Origin of the sequence: Actinomycetospora soli, assembly GCF_021026295.1 — a bacterium.
Taxonomy (GTDB): Bacteria; Actinomycetota; Actinomycetes; order Mycobacteriales; family Pseudonocardiaceae; genus Actinomycetospora; species Actinomycetospora soli.
On record NZ_JAJNDA010000004.1, the window covers coordinates 297,469 to 318,803 of the forward strand.

Genomic DNA, 21,335 nt, shown 5'->3' on the forward strand with positions numbered 1-21,335 from the left:
AGTCGATGAGCGAGACCGGAGCGGCGGCGCAGACGGCGGCCGGCGCGGCGGGGGGCCCGGGGTCCGCGGCGGGACGGCCGCGGATGTCGCGCTCGCAGCGGCGCGCGCAGCTGCTGGCCGCGGCCCGGTCGGTGTTCGGCGCCCAGGGCTACCACGCCGCGGCGATGGACGAGATCGCCGAGCGGGCCGGGGTGAGCAAGCCGGTGCTCTACCAGCACTTCCCCGGCAAGCTGGACCTCTACCGGGCCCTGGTGGAGTCGGCCGCGAACGAGATGGTGCGCACGGTCCGGGCGGCGATGCGCTCGACCACGGACAACAAGGCCCGCGTGCACGCCGCGGTGCAGGCCTACTTCGACGTGGTGTCGTCCCGCGACGGCGCGATGCGCCTGGTCTTCGAGACCGACACCCGCGCCACGCCCGAGATCGCCGAGATCGTCGACCGGGCCACGAGCGACTGCATCGACGCGGTGACCGAGGTGGTCACCGCGGACGCCGGCCTGGAGCCCGAGCGGGCCCGGCTGCTGGCGGTGGGACTCGTCGGGCTCTCCACGACGGCGGCGCGCTACTGGCTCGACGCGGGGCTGCAGCCGCCGCGCGAGGACGCGATCGCCCTGATGTCCACGCTCGCCTGGCGCGGCATCGGAGGCGGGTTCCCCCGGCAGGAGGGCTGACGCCCACCCGGCCGGGGACCCCGTCCTCCGGGCTCAGCTGCCGACGCCGAAGCCCACGCGACGCACCTCGGACGGCGCGATCTCCACGTAGGCGATGCGCGTGGCCGGGATGAGGTAGCGGCGGCCCTTGTCGTCGGTGAGCGACAGCGTGCCGCTGCTGCCGGACAGGGCACCGTCGACGAGCTCCGCCACCTCGTCGGGCGTCTGCCCGCTCGAGACGACGAGTTCGCGCGGGCTGTCCGCGACGCCGATCTTGACCTCCACGCGACCCTCCGGTCCTCGTTCGTTGACCTGCGACCGCGAGGCTAGACCAGATCGGGGCACCCCGACGGCCGGGCTCGCTGAGGGCGAACGCGCTCAGAGCCCGAGCGCCGCGACCCGCTTGTTGTGGGCCGACTTCAGCCGCTTGAGCGCCGGCGAGCGGGTGCCGGTCGACCCGTCCGCGACCACGGCGGCCAACCCGGGGCTCTCCGCGAGGGCCGCCGTGACCGCCGCGAGCGCCTCGCCGAGCAGCCGCCGCGCCCACATCGAGAGGCGACCGCGGACCTGCGGGTCCGCGCAGGCCGCCCGGACCCGCTCGGCCACGAAGGCGTCGTGCCCGGCGTCGGCGACGACCTCGCGCACCAGGTCGGCGTCGGGCCCGGTGAGCCCCTCGAGGGCCTCGGTCTGCAGGTCGGTGACGAGCCCGCGCCCGAGGGCCGTCGCGACGAGTGCCTCGGCCCAGTCGCGCCCGGAGACGGTGGCGAGCAGCCGGTCGACGCGCGCGGTGAACGGGGCCATCGCGTCGAGGACGTCGACCCCGCCCGCCGCCAGGTGGTCGCGGACCCGTCGGAAGTGGTCCATCTCCACCGCGGCCAGGGTGGCCAGCTCGACGCGCGCCGTCAGGTCCGGCGCCCGCTGCGCGTCGGCCGCGAGCCGGCTGAACGCGGCGAGCTCCCCGTAGGCCACGAGGCCCAGCAGGGCCCGCGATTCGTCCCCGATGCCGCCGTCGCTCACGGCGGTGGAGCCTACGACCACCCGACCGTGGACCGCCCGTGACCACGGCGCGGCGCGGTGGTGGTGAGCGGAAGGCCACGTGGCGGGTATCATGGGAGACGGTCCGGGCCGGTGACACCCCCTACCTGACCGATGTGGCCCCGCCGGGGCCGCTCCCCCACGCCCCGTCGCCGGCCGCCGGGCCTCCCGCCCCCGAGCGGGCCGACGCCCCGTCGGCCGCTGGAGCGGGACGCAGAAACGCGCGCGGGTCTCCCTCGGTTCTCCCGCCCCCGCCCCCGACGGCACCGATGCCCGGGCGGAGCGGTCGAGCCAACCGGCACTTCTCGCGTGCACCGGCCGCGAGGAAGGCAGACCCCTGAACCCCACCGAGAACGACATCGCCGACGACGGCACCGAGACCTCCGCCCTGGCGACGACCACCTCGTCGGAGGCGTCCCCGACCTTCGCCGAGCTCGGCGTCATGCCCGAGATCGTCGAGTCGCTCGCCGCGAACGGCATCGAGCGGACCTTCGCCATCCAGGAGCTGACGCTGCCGCTGGCCCTCGCCGGCGAGGACGTCATCGGCCAGGCGCGCACCGGCACCGGCAAGACGCTCGGCTTCGGCGTGCCGCTGCTGCAGCGCCTCGGCACCCCCACCGAGGACGGCACACCGCGCGCGCTCGTCGTCGTGCCCACCCGCGAGCTGTGCCTGCAGGTCGCGAAGGACCTCGAGGGCGCGTCGAAGGGCCTCGGCACCCGCGTGGTGTCGATCTACGGCGGCCGCCCCTACGAGCAGCAGATCGCCGCGCTGCAGTCCGGCGTCGAGCTCGTCGTCGGGACCCCGGGCCGCCTGCTCGACCTCGCCCAGCAGGGCCACCTGGTGCTCGCCAAGGTCGGCGGCCTGGTGCTCGACGAGGCCGACGAGATGCTCGACCTGGGCTTCCTGCCCGACGTCGAGCGCATCCTCGGCATGCTCCCCGCGCAGCGCCAGACGATGCTGTTCTCGGCGACGATGCCGGGCCCGATCATCACGCTGGCCCGCACGTTCCTCACGCAGCCGACGCACATCCGCGCCGAGCAGGTCGACGCCAGCGCCATCGGCGAGCGCACCGCGCAGTTCGTCTACCGCGCGCACGCGATGGACAAGGTCGAGATGCTCGCCCGCACGCTGCAGGCCGACGAGCGCGGCCCGACGATGGTGTTCACCCGCACCAAGCGCACCGCGAGCAAGGTCTCCGAGGAGCTCGCCGAGCGCGGCTTCAAGGTCGGCGCCGTGCACGGCGACCTCGGGCAGGGTGCCCGCGAGCACGCGCTGAAGGCGTTCCGCAACGGCCGCATCGACGTCCTGGTCTGCACCGACGTCGCGGCCCGCGGCATCGACGTCACCGGCGTCACGCACGTCGTGAACTACCAGTGCCCCGACGATGCGAAGACCTACGTCCACCGCATCGGCCGCACCGGGCGCGCGGGCAAGACGGGCATCGCGATCACGCTCGTCGACTGGGACGACCTGCCGAAGTGGAAGATGATCTCCGACGACCTCGGGCTGGACGCGCCCGAGCCGCCGGAGACCTACTCCAACTCCCCGCACCTCTACCGCGACCTCTCCATCCCCGGTGACGCGTCGGGCCGGGTGGCCCGCCGTCGCCGGCCCGCGGAGGAGGAGAGCGAGGCCACCGGCGAGCCGGAGAGCCCCGCCGCCGAGGAGACCCCGCGCCCGCGCCGGGCCCGCAGCCGCACCCGCCGCCGTGGCGGCGAGGTCGTGTCCGGCCCCGGCGAGGAGGGCGGTCCCGACGCCGGGTCGGCGCCCGAGGAGTCCTCGGCCGCCGGTCCCGACACCGGGGACGGCGAGTCCGACGAGGACGGGGCCGGGCGCTCGCGTCCGCGGCGCCGTCGCCGGGGTCGTGGGCGCGCCCGCACCGGCGCGTCGGGCGAGGCCGAGGCCGTCGCGGTCGGGGCCGACGCCGACTGATTCCATAGCGGCGTGAGCAGCGCACCGCCGGAGCAGCGCGAGGCCCCGTCGTCCCGGCGGGACGCGTGGTGGCCGCGCGCCGAGCGCCGCCGCCGGGGTGACCTGGTGGCGGTCGCGCTGATCGTGGTCGCCGCGATCGTCGGGGTGATGCTCGTCGTCCGCTCGGGCGACGAGGCCTCCACGACGCTCGACCGGATCCGCACGATCCCGTCCCCGGACACGGCGGCCGTGCCGACCGCGCTGACCGAGGCGTGGCGGGCCGCCGACCCGGTCGGTGCGCCACCCGGCCCCGGCCTGCTCGGCGGGCCGGTCAGCGTCGGCGCCGCCGTGGCCACCGGGCGCACCGGACCCGACGGCACCGGCGTTGTCACCGGGCTCGACGCCGCCACCGGCGCGGTCGCCTGGGAGTACCGCCGGCCCGACCCGCTGTGCGCCCTGGGCGAGGGCTCGGGCGTGGTGCTCGCGCTCTTCCGGACCGAGTCGCCGGTCGGCACGTTCTGCAGCGACGTCGCCTCGTTCGACCCGAACACCGGCGCCCGCGGCCCGAGCCGCAACGCCGACGTGCGCCCCGGGACGCGGCTGCTCGCCGACGGCTCCCACGTCACGGCCACCGGCCGGGACTACCTCGAGGTGTGGCGCGACGACCTCGTCGCGACCCTCGAGTACGGCGCCCTGCCCACCCCGGTGCAGAGCACGCCGCAGCCGCGGGCCCAGTGCCCGCACGTCTCGATCACGGTGGGTGCCGACGACGTCGCGGTGCTCGAGCGCTGTCCCGGCGAGCCGTCCGACCGGCTCTCGGTGCTCACGTCGGCCCCGGCGGAGTACGACAAGCCCGAGGACCGCTTCAGCGTGCTCTCCGGCGTGACCGGGGGCCGCCTCGTCGCCACCGGGGAGTCCCGGACCGCGCTGCAGGCCCCGGACGGCACGCTGCGGGTGTACGACGCGGCGGGCACGCCGGTCGCGACCGTCCCGCTCGGACCCGCCGCCGGCACGATCCCGGACTCGACCGCCACCGACCCGCCCGGCCAGGGGCTCGGTGTGCGCCTCGCCGGTCCGGTGCTGCTGTGGTGGACCGGGACCGCCACGATCGGCCTCGACCCCGCGACCCTGCTCCCCCGCTGGACCCTGCCCGGCACGCTCGGTCCGGGCGCGGCCGTGCCCACCGGCGTCCTGGGGGCCCCGACCACCGTGCTCGTCCCCGTGCCCGCCGGCCTCGCCCCCGTCGACGCCGCGACCGGCGCGGTGCGGCCGGTGGTCCCGGTCGACCGCCGCGCGGACCCGGCCGGGCCGGTCGGGGTGGACGTGGTCGGCGCGACGGTCGTCGAGCAGCGCGGCGGGACGGTCGTGGGGCTGCGCCCGCCGTCGTGAGCGGGCCGCCCGCCCCGTCAGCGGTGGCCCACCGCTGACACCTGACGTCAGCGCGGCGCCACGGTCCACCCGGCGTCGGGACCACCGCCACCCCGCCCGGATGGGGCACACTTCGAAGATGAGCCACGAGCCCCTCCCCGTGCGGGTCGAGGAGGCGCCGCGGGCGGCCGGGCAGATCACGCCGCACCGCGGGCGGCGGGTGGAGCTGCCGGGGCCGGTCGTGGCGCTGCGGGCCGAGGCCCGGACGCGCACGGCGGACGAGCCGTGGGACGCGGTCGCGGTGCTCGTCCCGGGCTACTCGGGCTCCAAGGAGGACTTCGCGCCGCTGATCGACCCGATCGCGGACGCCGGCATCGGGGTGCTCGCGCTGGACCTGCCGGGGCAGTTCGAGTCCCCGGCGCTGCCCGGCGAACTGGACCACCGGTCCTCCTCGCTCGGGGCGGTCGTGGCGCGGATCGTGCGGGCCGAGGCGGACGCGGGACGCACCGTGCTCCTGCTCGGCCACTCCTACGGCGGGCTCGTCGCGCGGGCCGCCGTGCTGTCCGGGGCGCCCGTGCGCGGCCTGACGCTGATGGACACCGGGCCCGGGGAGCTGCCGATGGGGCCGCGGCGGACCCGGCTCGACGTCCTGGAGCCGGTGCTGCGCCGCCGCGGGCTCGACGCGGTCGTCGCGCTGCGCGAGGAGGCGGGCGACTGGGAGGCCGCCGGACCGGCCGTCGCGGGCTTCCTCAAGGAGCGGTTGCAGCGGTCGTCCCCGGTCGCGCTGCTGGGGATGGGCGACGCGCTGCGCAGCGAGCCCGACCGGGTGCCGGAACTGGTCGCCGCCCTGCGCGGGCGGCGGTTGTCGACGCTCGTGGTGTGCGGCGTGCACGACGACGCCTGGCCCGTCACCACCCAGCGCACGATGGCCGACCGGCTCGAGGCCGAGTTCGCCGCCGTGCCGGGGGCGGCGCACTCGCCGAACGTCGAGAACCCCGTCGGGCTGCTCGACGTCCTCGTCCCCACGTGGCGGACCTGGCTGCGCGAGGACACCCTGGAGCCATGACGGATCTCGTGCCGATCCCCAGGGATCCCGCCCTCGGCTACTTCGGCCCGGGCAGCATGACCTGGAAGGTGATGGCCGACCCGGCCGCCGGCCCGGGCGGGATCGCCGCGCTGTTCACCCAGGCGCTGCACCCCCGCGCGCTCGCGGGCGTCGACCAGCACTCCGACTTCCGCAGCGACTTCTGGCCTCGTCTCGCGCGCACCGCCGAGTACGTCATGACCGTCACCTACGGCCCCCGCGAGAAGGTCGACCGCATCGCCGGGCACGTCCGCCGGGCCCACGAGCACGTCCGCGGGGTCGACCCCGTCACCGGGCGGACCTACGCCGCCTCGGAGCCCGACCTGCTGCGCTGGGTCCACGTCACCGAGGTGCACGGCTTCCTCGACGCGGTGCAGCGCGCCGGCGGCGGGCTCACCGACGAGGAGGCCGACCGGTTCCTCGCCGAGCAGGTCCGCGCCGCGGAGCTGCTCGGGGCCACCGACGTGCCTGCCTCGCAGGCCGAGGTCGCCGCCTACTTCGAGGCGGTCCGCCCGGAGCTGCGCGCCTCGGCCACGAGCCGCAGCGCCGCGGTGCGCCTGCTCGCGCCGCCGCTCCCGACGAAGGTCGCGCTGACCACCCCGGCCCGCCCGGGCTGGGCCGCGCTGGCCACCCTCGGCTTCGCGCTGCAGCCGCGGTGGGCGCGGCGCATGCACGGCCTGCCGGGGCTCCCGACGACGGACCTCGCGGCCGGGCTCGTGATCCGCGCCCTGCGCTCGACCGTGCTCGCCCTGCCGGAGACCTGGCAGCGCGGCCCGGTGGCGCGCGAGGCCCTCGCGAAGGAGAAGGCCCTGCTGGGACGGGCGGCGTGAACGACCTCCACCGGCGCGCGGCGGACCTCGACGCCGCCGACCCCCTGGCCGCCTGCCGGGACCGCTTCCTGCTCGGCCCGGAGGTCGCCTACCTCGACGGCAACTCCCTCGGGCGCCCCCTCGCCGTCACCGCCGACGCGCTCGCCCGCTTCACCCGCGAGGACTGGGGCGGGCGGCTCATCCGGGCCTGGGACGAGCAGTGGGTCGCGCTCCCGACCGAGCTCGGCGACCGGCTCGGGACCGTGCTCCTCGGGGCCGCGCCGGGGCAGACGCTCGTCGGGGACTCCACGAGCGTGCTGCTCTACAAGCTCGCCCGCGCGGCGGTGGACGCGGCGCCCGCCGGACGCGACGAGATCGTGCTCTCCGACGACGACTTCCCCACCGACCGCTACCTGCTCGAGGGCATCGCCGCGGAGACCGGCCGCACCCTGCGCTGGATCCCCACCGACCACGCCGGCGGGGTGTCCGTCGAGCAGGCCGCCGCGGCGGTGGGGCCCCGCACGGCCCTCGTGGTGCTCTCCCACGTCACCTACCGGTCCGGGTACCTGGCCGACGCGGCGGCGATCACGGAGGTGGCGCACGCGGCGGGCGCGCCGGTCCTGTGGGACCTCTGCCACTCGGTGGGCTCGGTGCCGATCGACCTCGACGGCTGGGGCGCGGACCTCGCCGTCGGGTGCACCTACAAGTACCTCGGCGGCGGCCCGGGGGCGCCCGCGTTCGCCTACGTCGCGGCGCGCCACCACGGGGTGCTGCGCCAGCCCGTCCAGGGCTGGTTCGGGCGCCGCGACCCCTTCGCGATGGCGGCGGGCTACGAGCCGGCGGAGGGCATCCGCCAGTTCCTCTCCGGCACCCCGCCGGTGCTCGCCTCCGTGCCGCTGCAGGTGGGGCTGGACCTCTACGCCGAGGTCGGCATCGACGCGGTGCGCGCGAAGTCGGTGGCCCTGACGGAGTTCGCCGCCGCGTACGCCGACGCCCTCGGATGGGAGCTCGCCTCGCCCCGCGACCCCGAGCGGCGCGGCGGGCACGTGACGATCCGGCACCCGGACGCCCGGGCGCTGGTGGCCGCCCTCTGGGAGCGCGGGGTGATCCCCGACTACCGGGCGCCGGACGGCATCCGCGTCGGTCTCGCCCCGCTCTCGACGTCGTTCGTCGAGGTCGCGGCCGGGCTCGGGGTGCTCTCCGAGCTCACGCCCACCAGTTGAGGTAGAGCACCACCAGCACCGTCACCGGCACGGCCAGCGCGGCGACCGTCGCCGGCCACACCGGGGTCCGGCGCCCGGCCGCGATCCCGGTGGCCGCGAGCGCGACCACGGCGCCGGTGACGTGCCCGACCACGACCCCGAGCCCCGGGCCCACCGCCCGCAGCACGAACGGCGCGACGACCACCACCAGCGCCAGTACCATCAGGCCGCCGGTGAGCACCCGCGCGACCTCCACGAGCCGCATGAGTGCCGTCGGCCGGTGCCGCCCGATCGGCCGCCCGAACGCCCCCGTGCGCGGCGCCGACGTGGCCGCGGCCGGCACCGACTGCAGGTGCCGGGGAACCGGGCCCTGCGGCGCCGCGTGCGGCTGCGTGGGCCCGTCGAACGGCCGCTCGACCGGCGTCCCCGGCGCCGGCGTGAACGCCCGGTCCATCGCCGCCCAGCCGTGGGGCGGCGTCGGGTCGTCCAGCGGGAGACCGGACGGGGTGGAGCTCGACCGGTCGTCGGGGAGGGGGCTCGACCAGTCGTCCGGCTGTCGGGCGCTCATGCGGTCCTCTCGGGCGCGGCGGGAGCGGTCTCGGGGCAGGTCACGGGGCAGGTCACAGGAAGGCTCACGGGGCCAGGAACGACCAGGAGGGCACCGACGCCGAGGCGGCCCGTCCCTCGGGGCAGCTGCGCCGGAAGTCGCAGCGCGCGCACCCCGGACCCGGCGTGGGCGGGAACAGCGCCTCCGGGTCGCCGCCGGCGGCGAGCGCGTCGGTGCCGTCGGCCAGGGCCCGCGCGGTGGCCTCGGCGGCCTGCCGGTGCCCGGCCAGGGAGGTCTCGTCGTGCTCGGCCGCGGCGACCGTGCCCGACGGCGGGTGGTGCAGCTCCACCCGCCGGCAGGCCCGGCGCAGCGTCCGCACGGCCGCCAGGGCGTAGAGCGCGAGGGCCCGGGAGCCGAGGGCATCGGCGGCGGTCGGCACGTGGCGGCCGGTCTTGTAGTCGACGATCACGGCGTCGCCGTCCGGGCCGGCGTCGATCCGGTCGACCCGGCCCTCGGCGACGATCCCGCCGGTCGGGGCCGCGACCCAGCGCTCGACGCCGAGCGGCTCGCCGACCTCGGTGTCGGCGACGTAGCGCGCCACCCACTCCCGGGCCCGGCCGCGGTACTCGTCGGCCTGGCGGTCGTCGCGGAAGCCCTCGGAGGACCAGAGGGTGTCGACGAGGCGGGCCGCCGTGGCCGGGGTCCGCCGGGCGGCCGGCGTCTCGTACACGGTGCGGAACACGTTGTGGACGACGGCACCGAGCGTCGCGTGCGCCCACGCGCCACCGCGCGGCGGCGTCGGCCGGTCGAGGTAGGTCATCCGGTAGCGCCGCCGGCAGTCGTCCCAGGTCGCCAGCCGCGCCGGGGTCACCCGGACCAGCGGGAGGGGCATGTCCGCCAGACTCAGCTGCCCGCTCATCGGGCCCACTCTAGGCGGCGCCGATGATCACCTCGGCGCCGGTGGCCCCGGCGAGCAGGGCGTCGAGCTGGTCCGGGGCGGTGGTCTCCGCCGCGATCGGGATGTCCTTGCGGGTCCCGTGGTAGTCGCTCGATCCGGTGACGACGAGGCCGAGCTCGCCCGCCAGGGCCTGGAGGCGCTCGCGGTCGTCGGGCGTGTGGTCCGGGTGGTCGACCTCGATCCCGACGAGGCCGCGGGCCGCCAGGTCGCGGATGACCGACTCCTCGATCACGTCGCCGCGGGTCCGCGCCCACGGGTGCGCCCAGACCGGCACGCCGCCGGCCGCGCGGATCGTCGCGACGGCCTCGTCGATGGGGGTGTCGGCCTTCGGCTCGTAGTACGGGCCGTCCTTGGCGAGGAAGGTGCGGAACGCCTCGCCGACCGAGGAGACCACGCCGAGGTCGAGCAGCGCCTGCCCCACGTGCGGGCGCCCGACCGGGGCGCCGGTGCGGGCGGCGATGCCCTCCGGGTCGACGTCGTACCCGGCGGCGCGCAGGCGCCCGGTCATCACCCGGATGCGGCGCAGCCGCTCCCCGCGCAGCCGTTCCTGGTCGGCCAGCACCGCCGGGTGGGCGGGGTCGAACAGGTAGCCGAGCAGGTGGGCCGGGACGCGACCGCCGCGGCCGTCGGGGGCGTCGGTGGAGAACTCCGCGCCACGGACCAGCCGCACGCCGCGCGGGACGGCGGCGGCGGCCGCGTCCCAGCCCGCCGTCGTGTCGTGGTCGGTGAGGGCGAGCGTCGTCACGCCGGCGGCGGCCGCACGGCGCACGACGTCGGCCGGGTCGTCGGACCCGTCGGAGGCGTTCGAGTGCAGGTGGAGGTCGATCACGTCGGGCCGGTCAGGGACGCGACGGCGTCTGGCGCTTCTCGCCGAAGACGAGCTCGGAGATGGCCTCGTAGAACTCGTCGGGGTCGGGCATGTAGCTGATCCGGCTCAGCGCCTGGATCTGACCGGCCGACTCGATGACCAACGTGCCGTAGCCGAGGATGCGGCCCATGAAGGTGCGCTCGAAGGTGAGGTCGGTGACCTTCCCGAGCGGCATCATGCCGATCCGCTGCGTGAACACGCCCTCGGCGAGCATCACGCGCTTGTCGGTCATGACGACCTTCTCGACCCACCACTCGCTGATCTTGTAGGACGCCTTGATCAGCACCAGCAGCGCGCCGTACCAGAGCATGTTCGACAGCACCGGGCCCTCGGGCAGCACCGCGGCGGCGATCATCAGCACGATCACCAGCACGGCGGCCTGGACGACCTCGTTCACGACGACGAACCAGTGCCGCCGGAAGCGGATCACCCGCCGCTCGGTCGGCAGGACGTACTCGTCGATGTCCCGCGGTGCCAGCACGGCGGACCTCCCCTTCCAGCGCCCACCGGGAGCCTATCCCGCCGGGCGCCGTGGGAGGCACCGCCGCCACGGGGGTCAGCGGTCCTGCGGTACCGGCCGGTTCGGCTGCTCCAGCGCGAACTGCTGCTCCGGGGTGTCGGCCACCGGCCGCTTCGGCACCATGACCTTGCGCCGGTAGATGCAGACGACGACGCCGTCCTGGTTGTAGCCGATCGTCTCGACCTGGACGACGCCGCGGTCGTTCTTCGACGACGACTCCTTCTTGTCCAGCACCGTCGACTCGCCGTAGATCGTGTCGCCGTGGAAGACCGGCTTCACGTGGCGCAGCGACTCGACCTCGAGGTTCGCGATCGCCTTGCCGGAGACGTCGGCGACCGACATCCCGAGCAGCAGCGAGTACACGTAGTTGCCGACCACGACGTTGCGGCCCTGCTGGGTCCCGGACGCGTAGTGGTTGTCCAGGTGCAGCGGGTGGTGGTTCATGGTGATGAGGCAGAAGAGGTGGTCGTCGTACTCGGTGACCGTCTTCCCGGGCCAGTGCTTGTACGTCGCCCCGACCTCGAACTCCTCGAAGTACCGACCGAACTGCACGTGTCCACTCCCTGAATTCATTCGACGGCGGCCCCGTGACATGTCACTCCGGCGGCGGTGGCCGCGGGCCGAGTCGTAGGATGGACCATCGGTGCACCGCGCGGACCAGCGGGAACGCGTGAGCCGTGCGACATGGATCGAGACAGGAGGTGGACGTGGACTCCCCCGAGCAGGCAGCCGACAGCCCCGGCGGAAGTACCGGCCGCGTCCCCTCGTGGCCGGCACCACGCCCCTGAGCGGGCGTTCCGGCCGGGGCGACGCGGAGAGCCGTCCACCCCCGACGACCCGAGAACCGAGGTCACCCATGCCCGCCCTCCCCTCGCTGCGCACGGCCGCCCGCGTGCGCCGTCCCCGCGCGCTCGACCACGGCGTCGGCGTCCCGCACGTCCCGATGTCCGCGTTCGTCGTCGACTGCGCGATCTACGTCGACGGCCGCCGGGTCGAGGGCCGCTGGAACCCCCGCGACGCGATCGCCGAGGTCCGCAGCCGTGGCGAGGGCTTCGTCTGGATCGGGCTGCACGAGCCCGACGCCGAGCAGATCGAGGACATCGCCGAGGTCTTCGGCCTGCACCCGCTCGCCGTCGAGGACGCGGTGCACGCCCACCAGCGCCCGAAGATCGAGCGCTACGACGACATGCTGTTCTCGGTGTTCAAGACGATGCGCTACGTCGCGCACGCATCGCCGACGACGGCGAACGAGATCGTCGAGTCCGGCGAGCTGATGTGCTTCGTCGGGCGGGACTTCGTCGTGACCGTGCGGCACGGGCAGCACTCCGGGCTGCGGCGCGTGCGCCGGATGCTCGAGGAGGACCCCGAGCACCTGGCCCTCGGGCCCGCCGTCGTGCTGCACGCGGTGGCCGACCACATCGTGGACGCCTACCTCGACGTGTCCGCCGCGGTGGAGGGCGACATCGACACCATCGAGGCCGAGGTGTTCGCGCCGTACTCCGACTTCTCGGCCGACCAGATCTACCTGATGAAGCGCGAGGTGCTCGAACTCCGCCGGGCGGTCGCGCCGCTGGTCAACCCGCTGCGCCGGCTCACCGAGGGCTACTCCCCGCTGGTGCCGACCGAGGTGCGCAGCTACTTCCGCGACGTCGACGACCACCTCGCGACCGTGGCGGAACGGGTCGCGCAGTTCGACGAACTGCTGACCACCCTCGTCGACGCGGTGCTCGCCAAGATCACGCTGCGCCAGAACAACGACATGCGCAAGATCACCGCCTACGCCGCGCTCCTCGCGGTGCCCACGATGTTCGCGGGCATCTACGGCATGAACTTCGACTACATGCCCGAACTGCACTGGAGCTTCGGCTATCCGATGACGATCATCGTGATCCTGTCGATCTGCGGGTGGCTGTTCCGCACCTTCCGCCGGAACCGCTGGCTGTAGCCGATCCGGGCATTCCCGCCCATTCCCGCCCATTCCCGACGGCGGGTCGGGCCGTTCGGCCCCGCCGGCGCGACCCGACGTCGGGAAGGCGGTTGGACGCCGGGGAACGGGGGCACACGGGCCGACGTGTAGCTGGGCTCACCAACTGCCCGGCCCGTGACGCGGGAGGTTCTCGTGACGGCCGTCCACCCACCGGGCAGCGTGCGCTCGCTGATCCCCGCCCGGATCGACCGGTTGCCCTGGTCCCCCTTCCACACCCGCATGGTGGTGGCGCTGGGGACGGCGTGGATCCTCGACGGCCTCGAGATCACGATCGCGAGCAACGTCGGCGACAAGCTCACCGACTCCTCGCGGCTCGGCCTCTCGGCGACCGCGGTCGGCGGCCTCGCGACGGCGTACCTGATCGGGCAGGTGGTCGGCGCGCTGGTGTTCGGCCACATCTCCGACCGGCTCGGCCGTCGCCGGCTGTTCATGATCACGCTGGCGATCTACTTCGGGGGCTCGGCGCTCACCGCGTTCACCGTCGGGTCCGGCGGCGCGGCGATCGCGTTCATCTACCTGACGAGGTTCGTCGCGGGCGCCGGGATCGGCGGTGAGTACGCGGCGATCAACTCGGCGATCGACGAGCTCATCCCGGCGTCCTACCGCGGACGCGTGGACATCGCGGTCAACGGCACCTACTGGGCGGGCGCCGCGATCGCGGCCGTCGTGCAGGTCCCGCTGCTGTCCGGGGCGCTCTCCCCCGCCGTCGACTGGCGCGTCGCGTTCCTGCTCGGCCCGGTCCTGGGCATCGCGATCCTGTTCCTGCGCCGGCACCTGCCCGAGAGCCCGCGCTGGCAGATCATGCACGGTCGCGGGGAGGAGGCGGAGCGCTCGATCGCCTACATCGAGCAGGAGGTCGCCGCGACGGGCAGGGAGCTGCCGCCGGTCGACGAGCGCAGGGCCATCGAGATCACTCCGACCGATCGGACCGGCCACCTCGCCCTGCTCCGGGTGCTGTTCCGGACCTACCCCGGCCGCTCCACGCTCGGCGCGACGCTGATGATCACGCAGTCGTTCCTCTACAACGCGATCTTCTTCACGTACGCGACGGTGCTCGGGACGTTCTTCGGAGTGCAGGACACGGCGCTCTACTACATCCCGTTCGCGATCGGGAACTTCCTCGGGCCGCTGCTGCTCGGACCGTTGTTCGACTCGCTCGGGCGCAAGCCGATGATCTCCGGCACCTACGTCCTGTCCGGCGGACTGCTGGTGATCTCGGCGTTCCTGTTCCGCGCCGGGATGCTGACCGCCACGACCCAGACGATCGCCTGGTGCGTGATCTTCTTCTTCGCCTCGGCGGGTGCCTCGGCCGCGTACCTGACGGTCAGCGAGGTGTTCCCGATGGAGGTGCGCGCGAAGGCCATCGCCGTGTTCTTCGCGATCGCGCAGGCGTTCGGCTCGATCGCGCCGCTGTTCTACGGCTCGCTGATCGACAAGAACGCGCCCGACCCGTCGAAGCTGTTCCTCGGCTACCTCGTCGGCGCGGCCATCATGATCGTCGGCGGGCTGGTGACGCTCGCGCTCGGCGTGAAGGCGGAGGGGCAGTCGCTCGAGGACGTCGCGAAGCCGCTCTCGGTGGTCCGCGCGACCGGGGCGGCGGGCACGTAGGCCCCGCGTTCCCGACGGCGGGTCGGGGCCCGGCCTGGCAGCATCACGGGTCGTGAGCGACCTCGCCGGCCCCGACCAGCCGATGCCGCCGGGGTGGCGGTCCCACCAGCACGTGCAGCGCTTCGTCACGCCGGCGTCGCGCGAGCGGGTGTGGGCGTGGCTGAACGACCCGGCCACGTTCACCGACACCCAGGTCCCGCCGTGGCGGGTCGAGTTCCTGGGCGGTGGGTTCGCCCCCGGGGTGGTGACCACGCACCACGGACCGGGGCTGCACCTGCCCGGTGTGCTCGGTGAGATCCGCGAGGGCGAGTACCGCGACCTGCAGTACCTCTACGGGGCCTACGCGGTCTCGTTCCGGCTGCTGCGCCCGACCCGGCTGCAGATCGCCGTGGCCGACGCCCCGGGCGGCACCGAGGTGGACCTGCGCATCGACGCCCACGTCCACCCGCGGCTGCTGCGCTCCTGGGCCTTCTCGCAGCGGCTGTTCTGGCGGCGGTTCGAGACCTGGACGGCGACGGCGACGGCGACCGCCTGAGTCCGCCGAGCCTCCCCGGGCTACGTCTGCTCGGACCCGATCGCGAGCTTCGCGAGCATGTCGCGGGCCTTCTCGGCGTTGCGGGGCTGGCAGAGGACGTCGTAGCGGCCGGCGACGAGCTGGCTCGCCGAGGTGAAGTCCCGCCGTCCGCGGGAGGCGCCGTAGGTGATCGCCCCGGAGACGACGCCGAACACGATGCCCATGCCGAGGCCGAGCAGGATCGCGCCGAACGACCCGTTCGCACTGAACAGCGACAGGATGACGCCGACGAACAGACCGAGCCACGCACCGGAGGCGGCGCCGGTGGCGAGCACGCGTCCCCAGGTCAGGCGGCCGATGACGCGCTCGACGAGCATGAGGTCGACCCCGACGATGGTGACGTCGGCGACCGGGAAGTCGTTGTCGGCGAGATGGTCGACGGCCCGCTGCGCCTCCTCGTACTTCGCGTACGACCCGATCGGCCAGCCCGACGGCGGCTCGGGCAGGTTCGGCAGCCCGGGGGCGGCCCCGGGACGGTTGCCGAGGAACGGCGCGCTCACGACTGACCTCCGCTGACTGATCGGCCCCGTTTCTCGGGGTCCGCGCATCCTTCCAACGGACGGAACCGGTGGAAAGTGCCCACGCGGAGTGTGTGCCCGCTGACGCACACCGCCAGACGGACCAACCCGCACCGACCCGACGTCGGGAACGCCGCGAGGGAGCCACCCGGACCCGGGTGACTCCCTCGCGACGGTGTGGCGTTCCTGGCGTCCAGCGCAAGCAGTGACGCATTGCTTGCACCGGAGGTGCCGAGATCAGCGCAGCTTGTAGTCCTTCAGCAGACCGCGGCTGATGATCGTCTTCTGGATCTCCGAGGTGCCCTCGCCGATGAGCAGGAACGGCGCCTCACGCATGAGCCGCTCGATCTCGTACTCCTTCGAGTAGCCGTAGCCGCCGTGGATGCGGAACGACTCCTCGGTGACCTCCTTGCAGTACTCGGAGGCGAGCATCTTGGCCATGCCGGCCTCGACGTCGTTGCGCTCACCGCGGTCCTTCAGGCGGGCGGCGTTGACCATCATGAGGTGGGCGGCCTCGACCTTGGTGGCCATCTCGGCGAGCTTGAACGCGATCGCCTGGTGCTGCGCGATCGGCTTGCCGAAGGTGGAGCGCTGCTGGGCGTACTCGATGCCGAGCTCGAAGGCGCGGATCGCGATGCCGCAGGCGCGGGCGGCGACGTTGACCCGGCCGACCTCGACGCCGTCCATCATCTGCGCGAAGCCCTTGCCCGGCAGCTCGCCGAGCACCTGGGTCTGCGGGATGCGGAAGCCGTCGAACACCATCTCGGTGGTGTCGACGCCCTTGTAGCCCATCTTGTCGATCTTGCCGGGGATCGACAGCCCCTCGGCCACCTTGCCGAAGCCGCGCGGCTTCTCGACCAGCAGCGTCGTCAGGTTCTGGTACGGCTTCTCCGCACCCTCGTCGGTCTTGACGAGCACCGCGGTGAGGGTCGACGACCCGCCGTTGGTCAGCCACATCTTGGCGCCGTTGACGACGTAGTCGTCGCCGTCGCGGGTCGCGCGGGTCTTGATCGCCGCCACGTCGGACCCGAGCTCGGGCTCCGACATCGAGAAGGAACCGGTGATCTCCCCGGTCGCCATCTTCGGCAGGTAGCGCTGCTTCTGCTCCTCCGTGCCGTGGTGGATGAGCATGTAGGCGACGATGAAGTGGGTGTTGATGACACCCGAGACGCTCATCCACCCGCGGGCGATCTGCTCGACCGTCAGCGCGTAGGTCGCCAGCGACTCACCCAGGCCGCCGTACTCCTCCGGGATCATGAGCCCGAACAGGCCCATCTCCTTCATCCCGTCGACGATCTCCTGCGGGTACTCGTCGGCGTGCTCGAGTTCCTGGGCCTTCGGGATGATCTCCTTGTCCACGTAGTCGCGGACGGTGGAGAGGATCTCCTCCTGGACCTCGGTGAGGCCGGCGGTCTGGGCGAGACGTGCCATGACGATGAGCTCCTGACGAAGGTTAGTTACCGGCGAGTATGCGCTCAGCTCTCCGGCGGGGTCCAGCGCTCCCCACGGGTCATCCCGGCCGCCCGGCCCTTGCCCGCGATGACCAGCGCCATCTTGCGCGAGGCCTCGTCGATCATCTCGTCGCCGATCATGGCCGAGCCCTTCTTGCCCCCGGCCTCGGAGGTGAAGTACTCGTAGGCGTCGAGGATGTTCTCGGCGTGGTCGTAGTCGTCCTGGTTGGGCGAGAAGACCTCGTTGGCCGCGTCGATCTGGCCGGGGTGCAGCACCCACTTGCCGTCGTAGCCCAGGGCCGCGGAGCGCTGCGCGACGCGGCGGAACGCGTCGACGTCGCGGATCTGCAGGTAGGGGCCGTCGATGGCCTGCAGGTCGTAGGCGCGGGCCGCCATGAGGATCTGCATGTAGATGTAGTGGTAGGCGTCACCCTCGGTGTAGCCCGGGGGCTGCTCGCCGACCACGAGGGACTTCATGTTGATCGACGCCATGAAGTCGGCCGGGCCGAAGACGATGGTCTCCATGCGCGGCGAGGCGGCGGCGATCTCGTTGACGTTGGTCAGGCCCAGCGCGTTCTCGATCTGCGCCTCGATGCCGATGCGGCCGACCTCGTAGCCCATGGTCTTCTCGATCTGCGTGAGCAGGAAGTCCAGGGCGTGCACCTGCGCCGCGGTCTGCACCTTCGGCAGCATGATCGCGTCGAGGTTCGCGCCGGCGCCCTCGACGACCTCGGTCACGTCGCGGTAGGTCCACTCGGTGGTCCAGTCGTTCACGCGGACGACCCGGGTCTTGCCCTCCCAGCCGCCCTCGTTCAGCGCCGAGACGATCGTCTTGCGCGCCCCCGGCTTCGCCAGCGGGGCGCAGGCGTCCTCCAGGTCGAGGAAGATCTGGTCCGCCGGCAGGGTCCGCGCCTTGTCGATGAACTTCTGGCTCGACCCCGGGACCGCGAGACACGACCGACGCGGGCGGTTCTCGACACTCACTCGCACTGACCTCCTCGAAGGCCCCCGCCTGTCGTCGCGGAGGCGCACGGTTGACCGGGATGCTGACACGCGGCGACTCCGCTGTCCCGATTCAGGTGAGCACCCTCTCCGCCGCGAGCCGCCCACGCAACGCCGCTAACCTCAGCGCGTGACCCGTGCCGCCAACACCGCGATGACCAGGGTGTTCGTCGCCCGGATGGTCGGTCTGCCCGTTCTCGGCCCCGACGGCGAGCACATCGGTCGCGTGCGCGACGCGGTGTCGGCCGTCTCGGTCGGTCCGCGACCACCCCGGGTGCTCGGACTCGTCGTCGGGGTCGGGTCCCGACGACGGATCTTCGTCCCGATGCTGCGCATCACCGCCATCGACGCCGGCGCGGTGACGCTCTCCACCGGCCAGGTGAACCTGCGCCCGTTCGCGCAGCGGCCGAACGAGGTCCTCGTCGTGGGCGAGATGCTCGACGCGAGCGTGCGGATCGTCGACCGGCAGGCCGACGCGACCGTGGTCGACGTCCTCATGGAGCACACCCGCAGCCGGGACTGGCTGATCACGCGGCTGGCGGTCACCGAGCGGCTGGGGGTCCTGGGGCGACGCGGCCCGGTGCAGGTGCTGCCGTGGGCCGCGATCAGCGGCCTGTCGCTGGCCGAGGAGGGCCAGGGGACCGAGCAGCTGCTCGCGACGTTCGAGGACATGCGCCCCGCCGACGTCGCGCGGGCCCTGCTCGACCTCCCCACCCGCCGTCGCTACGACGTGGCCGACGGGCTGGACGACGAGCGCCTCGCCGACGTCATCGAGGAGCTCCCGGGCGACGAGCAGCGCGACGTGCTGCGCCACCTCGCCTCCGAGCGCGCCGCCGACGTGCTCGAGGCGATGGACCCCGACGACGCCGCGGACCTGCTCGCCGACCTGCCCGACCCGGAGTCCGAGCAGCTCCTGGGCCTGATGGAGCCCGAGGACTCGCAGTCGGTGCGCCGGCTGCTGACCTACTCCGCCGACACCGCGGGCGGCATGATGACCCCGGAGCCGATCGTGCTGGCCCCGGACGCGACCGTCGCCGAGGCGCTGGCCCGGGTGCGCAACCCCGACATCACCCCGGCCCTCGCCTCGATGGTGTTCGTCTGCCGGCCGCCCTCGGCCACGCCCACCGGCCGCTACCTCGGCTGCGTGCACGCCCAGCGCCTGCTGCGCGAGGCACCGTTCGCGCTCGTCGCGGGGGTCCTCGACGCCGAGCTGACCCGGCTCGACCCGGACGCCTCGCTGACCGAGGTCACCCGCTACTTCGCGACGTACAACCTGGTCTGCGGCCCGGTGATCGACGAGAACGACCACCTGCTCGGCGCGGTCACCGTCGACGACGTGCTCGACCACCTGCTGCCCGAGGACTGGCGCTCGCAGGACCCCGACCCCACGACGACGGGCGGGCTGCGGATCCCGGACTCCGCCCTGCCGCCCGGCACCGCCAAGGGAGCCCCCCGTGCCTGAGCGCTCCACCCGCCGCCGGCTGGACACCCCCGCCGGGCCGCAGCGCCGGCTGCGGGTCAACCTCGACACCGAGGCGTTCGGCCGGCTCGCCGAACGTCTGGCGCGCTTCCTCGGGACCGGCACCTACCTGCTGTGGCAGACGGTGTTCGTCATCGTCTGGATCGCGCTGAACCTGATCGGCATCCTCGGTCAGTGGGACCCGTACCCGTTCATCCTGCTCAACCTGGCGTTCTCCACCCAGGCCGCGTACGCGGCGCCGCTGATCCTGCTGGCGCAGAACCGGCAGGACGACCGCGACCGGGTGTCGCTCGACGAGGACCGCGCCCGTGCGCAGCGGACCATCGCCGACACCGAGTACCTGTCCCGGGAGCTGGCGGCGGTGCGGCTCGCGGTGGGCGAGATGGTGACCCGTGACTTCCTGCGCAGCGAGCTCGCCGAGCGGGGCGCGGAGCGCTCGGGGGTGGACCGCGAGACGCAGAAGGCCCTGACCCGGGCGGTCGACAAGTCCCTGGACAAGACGTTGGAGCGCGCCCTGGAGCGGGCGGTCGACAAGGCCGTCGAGCGGGCGCTGGGCCGGGTGCTGGAGCACACGGGTCCGAGCAACGGGACGGTCGGTACCGACACGTAGCATCGAGGTATGGCTGCACCGTCCGTCGAGGCGATCCGCACCGCTCTGGGCGGTGTCGAGGACCCCGAGATCCACCGTCCGATCACCGAGCTCGGCATGGTCAAGGACATCCGTGTCCTCGACCACGGCAAGGTCGAGGTCGCGGTCTACCTGACGGTCGCCGGGTGCCCGATGAAGGACACCATCACCAGCCGGGTCACGAACGCCGTGTCGGCGGTCTCCGGCGTCACCGCCGTGTCGGTCGAGCTCGACGTCATGAACGACGAGCAGCGCCGGGAACTGCGCAAGACCGTCAAGGGCGACGCCGACGAGCCGGTCATCCCGTTCGCCCAGCCCGGCTCGATGACCCGCGTGTACGCGGTCGCCTCGGGCAAGGGCGGCGTCGGCAAGTCCTCGGTGACGGTGAACCTCGCCGCGGCCATGGCCGACAAGGGCCTGAAGGTCGGCGTCGTCGACGCGGACATCTACGGCCACTCGGTGCCGCGCATGCTCGGCACGGAGGACCTGCCGACCAAGGTCGACGAGATGATCCTGCCGCCGCAGTCGCACGGCGTGAAAGTCATCTCGATCGGCATGTTCACCCCGGGCAACACCCCGGTCGTGTGGCGTGGCCCGATGCTGCACCGCGCGCTGCAGCAGTTCCTCGCCGACGTGTTCTGGGGCGACCTCGACGTCCTCCTGCTCGACCTCCCGCCCGGCACCGGCGACATCGCGATCTCGGTCGCGCAGCTGATCCCGAACGCCGAGCTGCTCGTCGTCACCACCCCGCAGCAGGCGGCGGCCGAGGTCGCCGAGCGCGCCGGGGCCATCTCGCTGCAGACCCGGCAGCGCCTCGTGGGCGTCGTCGAGAACATGAGCTGGATGGACATGCCCGACGGGTCGCGCATGGACCTGTTCGGCTCCGGCGGCGGTCAGGTCGTGGCCGACTCGCTGACGAAGTCGATCGGCTCCGAGGTCCCGCTGCTGGGCCAGATCCCGATCGACACGCGCCTGCGCGAGGGCGGCGACGCCGGTGTGCCGCTCGTGCTCTCCGCGCCGCAGTCCGCGGCCGGCGAGGCGCTGCGCAAGGTCGCCGACCGCCTCACCGTGCGCGCCCGCGGGCTCGCCGGGATGTCGCTGAACATCTCGCCCGCCGGGCGCTGAGCCCGGCCG

At 73.7% G+C, this 21,335-nt stretch carries 21 protein-coding genes and 1 pseudogene; 12 read left to right on the forward strand and 10 right to left on the reverse strand.

The window, feature by feature from the left end; genetic code table 11:
* The first annotated feature begins 5 nt into the window (after positions 1-5).
* Positions 6-671: a TetR/AcrR family transcriptional regulator gene (locus tag LN037_RS08385; protein ID WP_230751481.1), complete on the forward strand. Its 666-nt coding sequence runs from the start codon at positions 6-8 to the stop codon at positions 669-671.
* A 33-nt stretch (positions 672-704) separates the two neighbouring features.
* Here LN037_RS08385 and LN037_RS08390 read toward each other — a convergent pair whose 3' ends face one another.
* Together LN037_RS08390 and LN037_RS08395 are read right to left on the reverse strand one after the other, a co-directional pair.
* Positions 705-935, reverse strand: a complete 231-nt coding sequence (locus LN037_RS08390) for a DUF3107 domain-containing protein (RefSeq protein WP_179796746.1) — start codon at positions 933-935, stop codon at positions 705-707.
* A 93-nt stretch (positions 936-1,028) separates the two neighbouring features.
* The gene (locus LN037_RS08395; RefSeq protein WP_230751482.1) at positions 1,029-1,667 is read right to left on the reverse strand and encodes a ferritin-like fold-containing protein; all 639 of its coding nucleotides are present in this window, start codon (positions 1,665-1,667) and stop codon (positions 1,029-1,031) included.
* Positions 1,668-2,127: 460 nt separating this feature from the next.
* On the opposite strand from LN037_RS08395, the gene LN037_RS08400 reads away from it, so the two are divergent.
* From LN037_RS08400 to LN037_RS08420, 5 genes are all read left to right on the forward strand, one after another.
* Positions 2,128-3,618 carry a DEAD/DEAH box helicase gene (locus tag LN037_RS08400; protein ID WP_230751483.1) on the forward strand — a complete coding sequence of 497 codons (1,491 nt, stop codon included), beginning with the start codon at positions 2,128-2,130 and terminating at the stop codon, positions 3,616-3,618.
* A gap of 12 nt (positions 3,619-3,630) precedes the next feature.
* Positions 3,631-4,986: an Rv3212 family protein gene (locus LN037_RS08405; RefSeq protein ID WP_230751484.1), complete on the forward strand. Its 1,356-nt coding sequence runs from the start codon at positions 3,631-3,633 to the stop codon at positions 4,984-4,986.
* Between the two features lie 118 nt (positions 4,987-5,104).
* Positions 5,105-6,031, forward strand: coding sequence for an alpha/beta fold hydrolase (locus tag LN037_RS08410; RefSeq protein WP_230751485.1), 927 nt, complete (start codon positions 5,105-5,107; stop codon positions 6,029-6,031).
* Positions 6,028-6,879, forward strand: coding sequence for an oxygenase MpaB family protein (locus tag LN037_RS08415; RefSeq protein WP_230751486.1), 852 nt, complete (start codon positions 6,028-6,030; stop codon positions 6,877-6,879). Before LN037_RS08410 ends, LN037_RS08415 begins: the two co-directional genes overlap by 4 nt.
* Entirely contained in the window at positions 6,876-8,081 is a 1,206-nt protein-coding gene (locus tag LN037_RS08420; protein WP_230751487.1) for a kynureninase, read from the forward strand. Before LN037_RS08415 ends, LN037_RS08420 begins: the two co-directional genes overlap by 4 nt.
* Here the strand turns inward: LN037_RS08420 and LN037_RS08425 are convergent.
* The 5 genes from LN037_RS08425 to LN037_RS08445 all read right to left on the reverse strand — a co-directional run bounded on the left by LN037_RS08425 (position 8,065) and on the right by LN037_RS08445 (position 11,505).
* Complete coding sequence (locus tag LN037_RS08425; RefSeq protein WP_230751488.1) at positions 8,065-8,628, reverse strand: hypothetical protein; 564 nt, start codon at positions 8,626-8,628, stop codon at positions 8,065-8,067. The two genes, LN037_RS08420 and LN037_RS08425, sit on opposite strands and share 17 nt — an antisense overlap.
* A 64-nt stretch (positions 8,629-8,692) precedes the next feature.
* Positions 8,693-9,526 carry a RecB family exonuclease gene (locus LN037_RS08430; RefSeq protein ID WP_230751489.1) on the reverse strand — a complete coding sequence of 278 codons (834 nt, stop codon included), beginning with the start codon at positions 9,524-9,526 and terminating at the stop codon, positions 8,693-8,695.
* 10 nt (positions 9,527-9,536) lie between these two features.
* Positions 9,537-10,394, reverse strand: a complete 858-nt coding sequence (locus LN037_RS08435) for a PHP domain-containing protein (protein WP_230751490.1) — start codon at positions 10,392-10,394, stop codon at positions 9,537-9,539.
* A gap of 10 nt (positions 10,395-10,404) precedes the next feature.
* Positions 10,405-10,914 carry a PH domain-containing protein gene (locus LN037_RS08440; protein ID WP_230751491.1) on the reverse strand — a complete coding sequence of 170 codons (510 nt, stop codon included), beginning with the start codon at positions 10,912-10,914 and terminating at the stop codon, positions 10,405-10,407.
* A 75-nt stretch (positions 10,915-10,989) separates the two neighbouring features.
* Positions 10,990-11,505: a MaoC family dehydratase gene (locus LN037_RS08445; protein ID WP_230751492.1), complete on the reverse strand. Its 516-nt coding sequence runs from the start codon at positions 11,503-11,505 to the stop codon at positions 10,990-10,992.
* A gap of 304 nt (positions 11,506-11,809) precedes the next feature.
* Between LN037_RS08445 and LN037_RS08450 the strand changes: the two genes are divergently transcribed.
* The 3 genes from LN037_RS08450 to LN037_RS08460 all read left to right on the forward strand — a co-directional run bounded on the left by LN037_RS08450 (position 11,810) and on the right by LN037_RS08460 (position 15,083).
* On the forward strand, positions 11,810-12,898 hold the full coding sequence (locus LN037_RS08450; protein WP_372460402.1) for a magnesium and cobalt transport protein CorA: 1,089 nt from the start codon (positions 11,810-11,812) through the stop codon (positions 12,896-12,898).
* Between the two features lie 174 nt (positions 12,899-13,072).
* Positions 13,073-14,548: an MFS transporter gene (locus LN037_RS08455; protein ID WP_230751493.1), complete on the forward strand. Its 1,476-nt coding sequence runs from the start codon at positions 13,073-13,075 to the stop codon at positions 14,546-14,548.
* A 52-nt stretch (positions 14,549-14,600) separates the two neighbouring features.
* Positions 14,601-15,083 carry a hypothetical protein gene (locus LN037_RS08460; RefSeq protein WP_230751494.1) on the forward strand — a complete coding sequence of 161 codons (483 nt, stop codon included), beginning with the start codon at positions 14,601-14,603 and terminating at the stop codon, positions 15,081-15,083.
* 20 nt (positions 15,084-15,103) lie between these two features.
* Here the strand turns inward: LN037_RS08460 and LN037_RS08465 are convergent, their stop codons facing one another.
* The 3 genes from LN037_RS08465 to LN037_RS08475 all read right to left on the reverse strand — a co-directional run bounded on the left by LN037_RS08465 (position 15,104) and on the right by LN037_RS08475 (position 18,075).
* The gene (locus LN037_RS08465) at positions 15,104-15,622 is read right to left on the reverse strand and encodes a YflT domain-containing protein (protein WP_018335213.1); all 519 of its coding nucleotides are present in this window, start codon (positions 15,620-15,622) and stop codon (positions 15,104-15,106) included.
* 255 nt (positions 15,623-15,877) lie between these two features.
* On the reverse strand, positions 15,878-17,071 hold the full coding sequence (locus LN037_RS08470) for an acyl-CoA dehydrogenase family protein (RefSeq protein WP_230751495.1): 1,194 nt from the start codon (positions 17,069-17,071) through the stop codon (positions 15,878-15,880).
* A gap of 44 nt (positions 17,072-17,115) precedes the next feature.
* Positions 17,116-18,075: an HpcH/HpaI aldolase/citrate lyase family protein gene (locus LN037_RS08475; protein ID WP_230751496.1), complete on the reverse strand. Its 960-nt coding sequence runs from the start codon at positions 18,073-18,075 to the stop codon at positions 17,116-17,118.
* 172 nt (positions 18,076-18,247) lie between these two features.
* On the opposite strand from LN037_RS08475, the gene LN037_RS08480 reads away from it, so the two are divergent.
* The 3 genes and pseudogenes from LN037_RS08480 to LN037_RS08490 all read left to right on the forward strand — a co-directional run bounded on the left by LN037_RS08480 (position 18,248) and on the right by LN037_RS08490 (position 21,326).
* Positions 18,248-19,555 (forward strand): magnesium transporter MgtE N-terminal domain-containing protein, encoded by a 1,308-nt coding sequence (locus tag LN037_RS08480; protein ID WP_230751614.1) that lies wholly within the window; start codon positions 18,248-18,250, stop codon positions 19,553-19,555.
* A pseudogene (locus LN037_RS08485) lies at positions 19,548-19,988 on the forward strand (DUF1003 domain-containing protein); the annotation flags it as partial. The gene LN037_RS08480 and the pseudogene LN037_RS08485, both read left to right, overlap by 8 nt.
* 204 nt (positions 19,989-20,192) lie before the next feature.
* Entirely contained in the window at positions 20,193-21,326 is a 1,134-nt protein-coding gene (locus LN037_RS08490) for an Mrp/NBP35 family ATP-binding protein (RefSeq protein WP_230751498.1), read from the forward strand.
* The last annotated feature ends 9 nt before the right edge of the window (positions 21,327-21,335 follow it).

Coding starts and splice junctions, on each gene's coding strand:
- LN037_RS08430 (WP_230751489.1), bottom strand. CDS start 9,526: ATGAGCGGGCAGCTGAGTCTGGCGGACATGCCCCTCCCGCTGGTCCGG.
- LN037_RS08425 (WP_230751488.1), bottom strand. CDS start 8,628: ATGAGCGCCCGACAGCCGGACGACTGGTCGAGCCCCCTCCCCGACGAC.
- LN037_RS08450 (WP_372460402.1), top strand. CDS start 11,810: ATGCCCGCCCTCCCCTCGCTGCGCACGGCCGCCCGCGTGCGCCGTCCC.
- LN037_RS08400 (WP_230751483.1), top strand. CDS start 2,128: ATGCCCGAGATCGTCGAGTCGCTCGCCGCGAACGGCATCGAGCGGACC.
- LN037_RS08480 (WP_230751614.1), top strand. CDS start 18,248: ATGACCAGGGTGTTCGTCGCCCGGATGGTCGGTCTGCCCGTTCTCGGC.
- LN037_RS08385 (WP_230751481.1), top strand. CDS start 6: ATGAGCGAGACCGGAGCGGCGGCGCAGACGGCGGCCGGCGCGGCGGGG.
- LN037_RS08470 (WP_230751495.1), bottom strand. CDS start 17,071: ATGGCACGTCTCGCCCAGACCGCCGGCCTCACCGAGGTCCAGGAGGAG.
- LN037_RS08410 (WP_230751485.1), top strand. CDS start 5,105: ATGAGCCACGAGCCCCTCCCCGTGCGGGTCGAGGAGGCGCCGCGGGCG.
- LN037_RS08415 (WP_230751486.1), top strand. CDS start 6,028: ATGACGGATCTCGTGCCGATCCCCAGGGATCCCGCCCTCGGCTACTTC.
- LN037_RS08490 (WP_230751498.1), top strand. CDS start 20,193: ATGGCTGCACCGTCCGTCGAGGCGATCCGCACCGCTCTGGGCGGTGTC.